Genomic DNA, 11,277 nt, shown 5'->3' on the forward strand with positions numbered 1-11,277 from the left:
CTGGTTCTTTCCAACCAGTAGCTTTTAAAACAAACTTTAAATTTTCAAATACATTTCTATCATTTAATAATTTAAAGTCCTGAAAAACAATTCCTAACTTTCTTCTTAAAAATGGAATTTCCTTTTCTTTTAAAGTATTTAAATTAAAACCTACAATACTTCCCGTTCCTTTATCTAAGTTTAAATCTCCATACAAAGTTTTCATTAAACTACTTTTTCCACTGCCCGTTTTTCCAATTAAATACACAAACTCTCCTGTGTTTATTGTGAGATTTACATTGGATAAAACTAAATTTTCGCGTTGAAAAATTTCAGCATTTTGTAAGGAAAGTATTGCTTCTGACATTTAAAAATGATTTTTAACAAATCTAAATATTTAATTATAATTTTTCAACATCTAAACAACTAATAATTAATTAATTTAAGAATTGTACAATTAAAATATAAAATTAGGGAATAGTTTTTGTTATAACATTTTGATAAAAAAACGAATAGTCTATGCAATTTCAAAAAAATATTGCGTTATTAGATTATAGTTTTAAACTTTCAATTTTTATTAAAATGAATTATAAAAATAGTGTATTACCTTTCATCATATTTTTTATCCTTGGAACTGTTTTTGCTCAAAAATCGGCCATTTACACCAATCCTCTTAAAGAATATAACCACGCCGTTGAATTGTATCAAAACAAAGCTTATGTTGCAGCCCAACATAAATTTAATGCGTTAAAAAGTGAATTTGACAATGCTTCTGAACTAAAAGCCAATTGCGAATTCTATGCCGCAAATTGTGCTATTGTTTTAGGGCAACGAAATTCGGACGATTTAATGCAGCAATTTGTTGATAAATATCCAACAAGTACCAAAAGAAATAGCGCTTTTTTAGATGTTGCTAACTATTATTTTAAAGTTGGTAAATATTCCTATGCCGCAAAATGGTTTAAAAAAGTAAACACTACTAATTTATCTATAAAACAAGAAGAAACCTATAATTTTAAATATGCCTATTCTTTATTTGCAACTAAAAATTATAGTGAAGCTAAAAATTACTTTTTAAATTTATTAGACTCACAAGAATATGGAGCGCAAGCTAAATATTATTATGGTTTTATAGCTTACAATCAAGATGATTATGAAACCGCCGACAAATATTTAGGTGAAGTTGAAGAAGATACCTCGTTTAAAAAAGATGTTTCCTATTATTTGGCTGATATGAATTTTAAGCTAGGAAAATTTGAACTTGCAATTGAAAAAGGAGAACCATTACTCGAAAAATCTAGAGGTTTAGAACATTCTGAAATTTCTAAAATTGTGGGTGAAAGTTATTTTAACCTTCAAAAATACAATGAAGCAATACCACATTTAAAAAATTACAAAGGAAAACGCGGAAAATGGAACAATACAGATTATTATTTGTTGGGATATTCGTATTACAAACAAAAAGACTTTGAAAATGCCATTAGTAATTTCAACAAAATAATTGATGGAAATAATGGTGTAGCACAAAATGCATACTATCATTTAGCGGAATGTTATTTAAAATTAGAACAAAAAAATGAAGCTTTAAATGCTTTCAGAAATGCTACTCAAATGAAGTTTGAGCCCGAAATTCAGAAAGATGCCTGGTTAAACTATGCTAAATTGAGTTACCAAATTGGAAATCCGTACAAAAGTGTTCCAGAGGTTTTACAGAAATATATAGGATTGTACCCGAATTCTACACACAAAGAAGAAATTGATAATTTAATTATAAGCGCATACATTACTTCAAAAGATTATAAAGGAGCTTTAGAATTTTTGAAAAATAAGAAAGAGGCAAAAGAACAAGCACTATTTCAAAAAGTGGCATTTTATAGAGGTTCTGAACTTTTTTCTGAAGGAAATTACAAACAAGCTTTAGAAAATTTCGAAAATTCTTTAACCGTTTCTTTAGATGAAACAATTACGGCAAAAGCAACTTTTTGGAAAGGAGAATCTAATTATAGATTAAATAATTTTAAAGATGCCTTAGCTGATTTTAATAAATTTAAAACAAGCTCAGAAGCCTCAAATACTTCAGAATTTGAACATGTAGATTACAATATTGCCTATGCTTTTTTCAAACAGAAAGAATATACAAATGCAATTGATGCTTTTAAAAAATACATCTCTAAAAATACCGACGACGAAATTAGAAAGAATGATAGTTATTTAAGAATTGCAGATGGATATTTTGTAAATAGCAGCTATTCTAACGCCATAAATTATTATAATAAAGCCATTGAAACAAATGGTATTGATGGTGATTACGCACAATTTCAAAAAGCAATTTGTTATGGTTTAACTGGTAATGAAAATTTAAAAATTAAAACCTTAAATTCTTTTTTAAACAAGCACGCGCGCTCAACTTATAGAGATGATGCTCTTTATGTATTGGGTAATTCTTATATTAAAAAAGGAGAAAACCAACAGGCAATTATAAGTTTCGACAATCTAATTACTGTGTATAAAAGAAGTCCGTTAGTTTCTAAATCCTTACTAAAAAAAGGGTTAATTTATTACAATACCGATCAAAGTGAACAAGCGTTAACAACCTATAAATCTGTGGTAAATCGCTTTCCAAATACTGCGGAAGCTAGACAAGCGGTTAAAGATACTCGTCAAATTTATGTTGATTTAGGAAGAGTTGATGAATATGCACAATGGATAAAAAATGTTGATTTTGTAAATGTTTCCGATGCTGAATTAGATAACGATATGTACGAATCTGCAGAAAAACAATACTTGCAAAACAACCATAGTAAGTCTGTTTCAAGTTTTAAAAAGTACTTGTTAAATTTCCCTAAAGGTTTACACGCCTTACAAGCTCATTTTTATTTAGCTCAATCGCTATTTTCAGAAGATAAACAGGAAGAAACAATTCCGCATTATACTTTTGTTATTGAGCAACAGCAGAATGAATTTACAGAAAATTCGCTATCTAGATTGGCATTGGTATATCTAGAAAACAACAACTGGCAAAAAGCTATTCCCATATTAGAACGTTTAGAAAAAGAAGCCGATTTACCTCAAAATATTACGTTTGCACAATCAAATTTAATGAAGGGTTATTACGAAAATAAAGAATATAGCAAAGCTGCTACCTACGCAGAAATGGTATTGAACAATTCTAAATTAGAAAATCGTGTAAAATCCGATGCACAAATTATAATTGCACGTTCAGCAATTAAAACAAATAATGAAACCAAAGCAAGAAACGCTTATACCGAAGTTGAAAAGATTGCTACTGGAGAATTAAAAGCTGAAGCGTTGTACTACAATGCATATTTCGAGAATAAAGATGGAAGTCATAGAGTTTCAAATCAAATTGTTCAAAAAATTGCATCAGATTATTCGGCCTATAAATATTGGGCCGCAAAAGGATTAATAATTATGGCAAACAATTATTTCGAATTAAATGATGCCTACCAGGCCACCTATATTTTGGAAAGTGTTATTAAAAACTTTGCCCAATTTAATGATGTAGTTGAAGAAGCCAAAACAGCTTTAACTAAAATTAAAACTGAAGCAGCAAAGACAAACGAATCCGTAAAAAATTAAAATAATGACAAGTTTATTCAAAACAACCTTCAACCTTTATAAACTTTCAACTTTTAAACTAAAACCTATGCGAAAGCTATTTATAATAACACTTTCTATTTTTACAATTGGAACTTCTTTTTCACAAGAAACCAAAGTAGATACCTTAAAAACTGAAGAAATTTTAGTTGTAAAACCGTACACTCCAAAAATTTCTGATGCGTTTAAAGTAAAATCCAATCCAAGTATAGATACCGCTACCACAATACAAAAAGAAAAAGTTACATATAGTATTTTTTCAATCCCAGTTGCTTCAACTTTTACGCCTTCAAAAGGAAAAGCAAAAGGTGTAAAACGATCTCCAAAAGAACGTTTGTTCGAAAACTATATTTCCGCAGGTTTTGGAAATTTTACAAGTCCGTTGTTTGAAGCATATTTGCATACAGGAGACCCAAGATATAGTGATCTAGGAATTTTTATAAACCACCATTCTTCTGAAGGTGGAATTAAAGATTTACAATTAAACGATAGTTTTGCAGATACCCGTATTGATGGCTTTTACAAGTTTTTCGACAAATATTACAACTGGCAAATTAATGCAGGTGTACAACGTAAATTGTATAACTATTATGGAACTCGTGCAACTTTTGAAGATGCAATTCTAAACACTATAGATGAAAAACAAATCTATAAAAATATATATGTTGGTGGAAACGTTGATTTTAAAGATTCCTTTTTTAAAGGTGCAACTGCAGAATTAGTAAATTTTTCTGACAATTATAATAGTAACGAGTTCAGATTTAAAATAACGCCAAAACTAGAATTTCCAATCTCTACTGAATTAATAAATGCTAAATTTTTAGTTGATTTAGTAAATGGAAAATTTAAACAAAATTATACCACAAACGATGATTTAAAATATAGCTTTTTAAACTTAGGTGTTAATCCTAATTTTGAAGTGTTACGTGATAATTTAACTGTTAATTTAGGCGCTAAACTCTATTATTCTAGCGATCTAGAAAACAAAACCAATAAATTTTATGCATATCCAAATGTTACTGCTTCACTTAAATTAATAGACGAAGTGTTTATTTTGGTTGCTGGTGCTACTGGAGATTTAGTACAAAATACGTATCAGAATTATGCTACTTTAAATCCATATGTTTCACCAACTTTAAACATTCAGCAAACCGATAAGCAATACAAAGCCTATGCAGGCGCTAAAGGAAAACTGGCTTCAAACATTGGTTATAATTTTAATGTAAGCCATACAAATCAACAAAACAAACCCCTATTTCTTCAAAATTCTTCAAAAACAGCTGGTACACAAAATACCACCTATGCATATGAAGCTGGAAACTCATTTAAAGTAATTTACGACAACGTAAAAACACTCGGTTTTTTTGGTGAAATAACCATAGATGCTTCAGAAGAATTTAATTTTACTGGAACTATTAATTACAATAATTATACTACCGAAAATGAATTAGAAGCTTGGAATTTACCAGAGATAACAGCTACTATTTCTGCTGATTATCAAAACAATAAATGGTTTGCAGGTGCTAAATTATTTTATAGTGGTGCAACAAAAGATATTGTAACAGAATTTGGTGTGGTAAATGTTACTACTCCAATTGCAACAAATAAATCATATATGGATTTAAACTTAAATGGTGGTTATATTTTCTCCGATAGATTAACAGCTTTTGCTAAACTAAACAATGCACTTGGTGAAAAATATGAACCTTTTGTAAACTATCAAGTACAACCTTTGCAGGTTTTAGCCGGAATTACTTATAAATTTGATTTGTAGTAGTTAGAAATTTTTTATGTAGTTTTAACATCATTAAAAACTACACCATGAAAAAACTATCAATTTTAATTTTCTGTATTATTTTTTCTTCTTGCCAAAAAAAAGAAAAAGTAGATAGCATTATAATTAATGCAAATATTTATACCGTAAATACTAGTTTTGAAAAAGTTGAAGCCTTCGCCATAGAAAATGGTAAAATTGTTGCTATTGGGTCTTCACTTGAAATACAATCGAAATATTCACCAACTTTTATAAATGATGCTAAAGGAAAAACAATAATCCCGGGATTTATAGATGCACATTGCCATTTTTTAGGGCTAGGAATGCAACAACAAAAAGTAGATTTATCTGGCACAAAAAGCTTTGATGAAGTTGTACAACGTATAGTCAATTTTCAAAAAGAAAAAAACGTTTCATATATAACAGGTCGTGGCTGGGATCAAAACGATTGGGAAGAAAAAGATTTTCCTACCAAAGATAAATTAGATGAACTTTTTCCAAATACACCTATTGCTGTTAGAAGAATTGATGGTCACGCTTTATTGGCAAATCAGGCTGCTATAGATTTAGCAAATGTAACTGTAGATTCTCCGGAAAAAGGTGGTTTTATTGTAAAAAAAGACGGAAAATTAACAGGTATTTTTATTGATGGTCCAATGGGATTAATCAGTTCTAAAATTCCGAAAGCTTCTACCAAAGAAATTGTTCAAGGTTTAAAAGACGCCGAAAAAATTTGTTTCGATTTAGGATTAACTACCGTAGATGATGCTGGGCTTTCAAAACAAGCTATCGAAATAATAGATAGTTTACAACAAGCTGATGAACTTAAAATGAGAATATACGCAATGGTTTCTGTTAATGATGCTAATATAGATTATTTCACTAAAAATGGAATTCTAAAAACTGACCGTTTAAATGTACGCTCTTTTAAAGTTTATTCAGATGGTGCTTTGGGTTCTCGTGGTGCTGCTATGAAAAAATCATATAGCGATAAACACAATCATTTTGGTGCTTTAGTTACTCCTTTAAAAGATTTACAACGGTATGCTAAAAAAATAGCTGCCTCAGATTTTCAAATGAATACTCATGCAATTGGTGATTCTGCAAATTATGTAATGCTAAAAACCTATAAAGAAGTTTTAAAAGACCAAAAAGACAGACGTTGGAGAATTGAGCACGCTCAGATAATTGATAAACCTGATTTTGATTATTTCAATAATATTTTACCTTCTGTACAGCCAACACACGCAACTTCTGATATGTATTGGGCAGAAGACAGAATTGGCGCTGAGCGTATTAAAGGAGCTTACGCATTTAAAGATTTATTAAACACTTACGGAAAAGTTGCTTTAGGAACAGATTTTCCTGTTGAAAAAGTAAGTCCGTTTTTAACCTTTTATGCTGCAGTAGCTCGTAAAGATCTAAACAATTATCCGGAAAATGGTTTTCAAATGGAGAATGCTTTAACCAGAGAAGAAACACTAAAAGGAATGACAATTTGGGCCGCTTATTCTAATTTCGAAGAAAACGAAAAAGGAAGTATTGAAGTTGGAAAAATGGCTGATTTTATTATTTTAAATAAAGATATTATGACTGTAGAAGCCGAGAAAATTCCTTACATACAAGTTGAAGAGACTTATGTTGGTGGTGAAAAGGTGAAATAGTTTTGATATTAGAATTTAGTAAACTCCTCTAAACTTATGCTTATACTCCGCTCAGCAATCGGTTATTGAGCGGAGTCGAAATATTGGTTCTCACAGTGATTATTATCAGAAGTGTACTTTTTAAAGATTATAATAACTCAATTTTCATTATTAGACTTGTAAAGCCTAACTGCATTAACTAATTTTTCTGATAAATTAAACAACCAATTAATTTGTTCAGAAACCAGTTGTGTTTCCTTTAATTGAGCACGCATTTTAGCAGATATTTCAACACCTTCTTCTATTTCTTTTTCGCGCTTATTTGATAAATCTTCAAAATAATCTTCGTATTTTTTTTGAGCTATTTCAACTTCAGAATGTTCCACATTAGTTAGTTTTTCTTTATCTTCAAGCAGTTCAACCGCTAATCTTAAATTCGCAATTATATGACTTACTATAATTTCAAAATGTGATGGAACAATGGTTGTTTTATTATGTCTAATAAACATTCCTAAGGCTGTTAACGAAGATAAAAAAGTATTATTTATTGTAATTAGTTTATATATAACCGCGAATTCCCTTTGTTTAGATTTAGGATCTTGATTCATCCGTTGAAAAGCAGCATTTAAATTTCCAATAGCTAAAAACGCTTTTTTTCTTGATAATTTATAAACTGTTGGAACTTCTCCTTTTTTATGATAATAAATATCTATTTGTTTTAAAAAATCACAATTGGATTGTATAGTTTCAATAAAATTTTCTTGAATGTTTTGAAATTGCCAAGCTGGCCATAAAAAATAAGTTGCACTAAAAGCCAAAGAAGCACCAATCAGAGTATCTATAATTCTAAATTTAACAACAGACAGAATATTTGGGTCTAAAATTGCATACACAAAAATTACATTAAGTGTTATAAAAATTGCCGCATTTCTATAATTAGATTGTATTAATGAAAAGGCTAACGGCAACGAAACTATTGCAATAATGCCATAAATTATGATATTTTGAGTAATAAGAATAATTGTAGTGGCAATTGCAGCACCAATTAAAGTGCCGATAACTCTATTTATAGAACGCTCTTTTGTAAGTCCATAACTTGGACGCATAATTACAACTATTGTAATTAAAATCCAGTAAGGGTTTTGCATAGAAAAAAGATTTCCTATTAAAAAACCAAAAACAACAATTATCGCTAAACGTAACGAATGCTTAAAAACAGGAGACTTAAAACTAAAATTTTCTACAATTTTACTTAAATCATAATCTTGAGGTGTAATAAACCTGCTAGCATCCTTTATCCCTAAAATTTTATTGTTTGAAATATAATTACCCAAAATACGCTCTATACCAATAAGGCTTTGAACCTGTTTTTCTTGATAATTTTTAAGATTTATAAGCATTAAGGTGCCTATTCTAGATGTTGGTAAACCAACTGAAACCGTATAATATTCAATATTTTCTTGAATTTCTTTTAAAATTTCTGAAATCTTCGTATTTGATTTTAACTTTTCCTCTTTCCTAATAACTCTTGAAATATGTTTAAGTTGATTTGCTATTTCAAAATTCAGTTTTTTAAATACTTCAATATTTTTACTGTGTTTTTCAAAAACTTTATCGAACTGCTCATAGTTAACAGGATTTGAAACTGCTAATTCTAAAATTTCCATTAATTCTGAAAACAACAGTTGTTGTCTTCTTGTTCTATTAGAAAAACCCGAATTGTTACGTTTACTTAAAATAATTTCTCTAATAGATTCGTGGCTTTCATTAATTTGAGTTTGTAATTCAAACATTTTATGATACAAAACCTCTCTATTAGTTTTGCAAACTAATAACTCTCCTCTAACTTTTAAAAATTCAGAAGTCTTCTCAATTATAGTAACAAATAATTGATCCGTTTGTATTTTAGGAAGTAATAATGAAGCAGACATTGATAAAAATAAATACCAAAACCCACCTAACATTACTAACAATGAGTGTACTAGCAGCGTCATTTGAGAACTATCATAGGCAAAACTTAATGTAATTGCCAAAAGACCAGCAAATGAAATAAGTGATGCTCTAAATCCAAAAACTGAGAAATACGAAACTAAAAAAACTACAATACCTAAAGCTGAAACCAATACCCAATTATAATAGGCAATGGCTCCAAATAAAAAAGTCAAGCTAAACGATAAGAAGATAGCCATTAATGTGCCATAAAACTTATGTTTTAAACTTCCTGGAACATCGGTTGGAGAACAAAACAAAACACCCAATGCAATACTGAAACCAACTGAAATATCATTTAAAACAGCATTTGAAATAAGTATAGGAATTACCATTGAAAAAGCTAAAACAAAAGCTTTTAAAAAATTAAAACTTTTAATAAATCGATTTAATTTTTCGAGCATTATTATAGATTAGGAAGCAAATTTAACAAGTATTTATTTATTTGTCGATTATATAAAAACAATTATGCATTTTTATAAATTATCAACCGTTATAAACTCTTGTTAAATATATAGTAATTGGCACAATATTTGATTTTTATTATTAAATTTACTATTCCAAATTTGTATTGAAAATAATTTTAACAGCTTCTTAATTAATATGAAAAACTCTTTAAAAATTACGGCATTACTTTTTATAATTGCATCCTATTCAACAATGGTTTTTAGCCAATCAAAAAATAAAAAAAACTCAATATCTGGTTATGTAAAAGATATAAATGGCACTATAATTAAAGATGTTGTTTTCTTTGTTGACGAAGTTAAAACTAAAACAAAAGTAAACAGTTTTGGAGCATATAAGTTAAAAATAAATGCTGAAACAAAAAAAATAAAAGCTTTTTCTTTTTCTAGAGGAGTAATTGAAATTGATTATGAAGGACAAAAGAAAATTGACTTTATCTACAATAATTACAACCCAAATAAAAATAGAAAAGTTGTAAAAGCTCGTGATAATGACACTTTTGAGTATAAAGATATTTTTGAAATGATTAGAGCTAAAGTACCTGGTGTTAGAGTTCAATCAGACAATACAATTCTTGTTCGTGGAACCACTTCTTTTAGAGGAAGCACATCTCCATTATTTATAGTGAACGGATCTCCTGTTTCAAGCATTGATAATATTTCGCCGCAATTTGTAGATAAAATAAGTGTTTTAAAAGGTCCTGAAACTGCTATTTATGGTGTGCGAGGATCCAATGGTGTTATTCTAATTACTTTAAAGAAAAAAATATAATTTAGCTTTTTGAGTTTTATCCATAAACATCCATTCAAACCTTTTATTCCCGAAAACGCCACCAAATTAATTGTTGGTACGCTGCCTCCTCCTAGATTTTCTAAAGGAATTTTAAAAATAGGAGATGTAGATTTTTGCTATGGAAGTATTGACGGACAATTATGGAAAATTTTAGATGAAATTTATAATTTAAACTTAAAATTTGAAACTACTGAATTTGCAATTCAGCAACGCAAAGATTTTTTAATAGCTAATAATATTGGTATTTGTGACATTGTTGAATCTTGTTTCCGTAAAAAAATTGATGCTTCAGATCTTGGTATGGAAAACATTCAATTAAGAGATCTAATTTATTATTTACAAAAATTCCCAAAAGTAGATACGCTGCTTTTAACAGGAGGAAATAGTAAAAACGGTCCCGAATACCATTTAAGAAGATTGCTAAAAAGTTTAGATATTAAATTTATTCCTGTTGACTTAAATACACCAAGAATTCATCAATTCGATATAAATAACAAAATTATAACAAGTGTTTCACTCACTGCGCCTTCTGGTGCTGCAAACCGCGCTGTTGGTAGCAATCTTGAATATAAATTACAAAAAAAGGAAAACCCTAATTTTAATACATTCGATTTTAGGGTTTTACAATATAAAAAGTTTTTTTAATTGGTATTATTTATGAGATCCATCACAAAAAGGTCCATTTTTAGTTGCTTTACAAGCACATAAATACTTAGTTTCTGTTTTTTCTGCCTTAAAAACTTGAGGCGCCATTCCTTTTCCTTTATGGTGCCCATCGCAAAAGGGTTGACTCGAAGAAAGTCCACAAGTACACCAAGCATATTTTTTTCCTGCTTCTAATTCAACCGCCAAAGGATTATCTCCTGCTCTTTTTGGTAATTCCATTGTTTATATTTTTAATTAGTTTTTTAAAGATATCATTCTAAAACTATTTCAACACTATTTTTCAAATAAAAATAGAATTAAATTTTAAAAAATAATACTTACTACCTAATGCTAAAATAATTAGAATTATAA

General features: G+C 28.9%; 8 protein-coding genes. 5 read left to right on the top strand and 3 right to left on the bottom strand.

Features of this window, described 5'->3' with window-relative positions; genetic code table 11:
• The coding region (locus AB1Z17_RS01725; RefSeq protein WP_368050065.1) for a cell division ATP-binding protein FtsE at positions 1-346 on the bottom strand (346 nt) is incomplete at its 3' end.
• Between the two features lie 152 nt (positions 347-498).
• Here AB1Z17_RS01725 and AB1Z17_RS01730 point away from each other — a divergent pair.
• The 3 genes from AB1Z17_RS01730 (at position 499) to AB1Z17_RS01740 (ending at position 7,035) form a co-directional block, all read left to right on the top strand.
• The gene (locus AB1Z17_RS01730) at positions 499-3,579 is read left to right on the top strand and encodes a tetratricopeptide repeat protein (protein WP_368050066.1); all 3,081 of its coding nucleotides are present in this window, start codon (positions 499-501) and stop codon (positions 3,577-3,579) included.
• 67 nt (positions 3,580-3,646) lie between these two features.
• The gene (locus tag AB1Z17_RS01735) at positions 3,647-5,371 is read left to right on the top strand and encodes a TonB-dependent receptor (RefSeq protein ID WP_368050067.1); all 1,725 of its coding nucleotides are present in this window, start codon (positions 3,647-3,649) and stop codon (positions 5,369-5,371) included.
• 47 nt (positions 5,372-5,418) lie between these two features.
• Complete coding sequence (locus AB1Z17_RS01740) at positions 5,419-7,035, top strand: amidohydrolase (protein ID WP_368050068.1); 1,617 nt, start codon at positions 5,419-5,421, stop codon at positions 7,033-7,035.
• Between the two features lie 137 nt (positions 7,036-7,172).
• Here the strand turns inward: AB1Z17_RS01740 and AB1Z17_RS01745 are convergent, their stop codons facing one another.
• Complete coding sequence (locus tag AB1Z17_RS01745; protein ID WP_368050069.1) at positions 7,173-9,407, bottom strand: FUSC family membrane protein; 2,235 nt, start codon at positions 9,405-9,407, stop codon at positions 7,173-7,175.
• 199 nt (positions 9,408-9,606) lie between these two features.
• On the opposite strand from AB1Z17_RS01745, the gene AB1Z17_RS01750 reads away from it, so the two are divergent.
• Both AB1Z17_RS01750 and AB1Z17_RS01755 read left to right on the top strand, forming a co-directional pair.
• Complete coding sequence (locus AB1Z17_RS01750; RefSeq protein WP_368050071.1) at positions 9,607-10,239, top strand: TonB-dependent receptor plug domain-containing protein; 633 nt, start codon at positions 9,607-9,609, stop codon at positions 10,237-10,239.
• A gap of 9 nt (positions 10,240-10,248) precedes the next feature.
• The gene (locus AB1Z17_RS01755; RefSeq protein WP_368050072.1) at positions 10,249-10,905 is read left to right on the top strand and encodes a uracil-DNA glycosylase family protein; all 657 of its coding nucleotides are present in this window, start codon (positions 10,249-10,251) and stop codon (positions 10,903-10,905) included.
• A 6-nt stretch (positions 10,906-10,911) separates the two neighbouring features.
• Here the strand turns inward: AB1Z17_RS01755 and AB1Z17_RS01760 are convergent, their stop codons facing one another.
• A complete protein-coding gene (locus AB1Z17_RS01760; protein ID WP_368050073.1) occupies positions 10,912-11,145 on the bottom strand; it encodes a CDGSH iron-sulfur domain-containing protein in 234 nt (77 codons plus the stop codon).
• Positions 11,146-11,277: the final 132 nt, after the last annotated feature.

Source organism: Lutibacter sp., from assembly GCF_040883305.1.
In the GTDB taxonomy this organism is placed as follows: domain Bacteria; phylum Bacteroidota; class Bacteroidia; order Flavobacteriales; family Flavobacteriaceae; genus Lutibacter.